The organism is Psychrobacter piscatorii, assembly GCF_904846415.1.
Classification (GTDB): domain Bacteria; phylum Pseudomonadota; class Gammaproteobacteria; order Pseudomonadales; family Moraxellaceae; genus Psychrobacter; species Psychrobacter piscatorii.
Map to the genome: position 1 here is coordinate 1 of NZ_CAJHAR010000093.1, position 842 is coordinate 842.

At 44.3% G+C, this 842-nt stretch carries 1 pseudogene; it reads left to right on the forward strand.

What is annotated here, in order from left to right:
* Positions 1 to 81 precede the first annotated feature (81 nt).
* Positions 82 to 830 (forward strand): annotated as a pseudogene (locus JMX83_RS14985) (IS5 family transposase).
* Positions 831 to 842 lie beyond the last annotated feature (12 nt).

The following is an 842-nucleotide window of genomic DNA, read 5'->3' on the forward strand; positions in this document are numbered from 1 at the left end:
CTAGGGCGTGTCATCAATTAGCATGGATATTTCAGAATAAGCTATACTTAGATCGTATTTAGGAATTTGAGCTCAATGACTATGACAAGACGACATGCCCTACGTGATGACCAATGGGAGAGAATTAAAGACATTCTACCTGGTAAACCAAGTGACGTTGGTGTTACTGCAAAGGATAACCGCTTGTTCGTAGAAGCGGTTCTGTACCGTTACAAGACCGGCATACCTTGGCGTGACCTACCTGAACGCTTTGGCGACTTCAGAGTGATTCATACTCGTTTTAGTCGCTGGTCAAAAAAAGGCGTATGGAAGCAGGTTTTTAATCAACTCTCTGAACAATCCGATGACGAATATGCCATGCTAGATGCCACGATTGTTAAAGCCCACCAGCACAGTGCTGGAAAAAAAGGGATCAAGCCATTGGACGCAGCAAAGGTGGACTGACGACTAAAATACATACTCGAACAGATGCATTAGGCAATCCTACTGGCTTTTATCTAACAGGTGGGGCAGCTCATGACCTGTGTGGCTCAGATGAATTGCTTGATGTCAGTATTAGCCAAACGTGGCTTGCCGATAAAGCTTACGATGCTGATGCCCGCGTTATTGAACCGATTAAAGCAGTGCAAGGTAATGCAGTTATACCATCTAAGTGTCATCGGCTGCAGCCAAGAGACTTCGATAAAGAGCTTTATAAAGCGAGGCACCTAATAGAGAACTTCTTTGCCAAGATTAAGCAGTATCGTGCGATTGCCACTCGCTATGATAAGTTAGCCAGTCATTTCCTTAGTGCCATTCACTTAGTTTCTTGTGTCGTTTGGCTTAATTGATGACACGCCCTA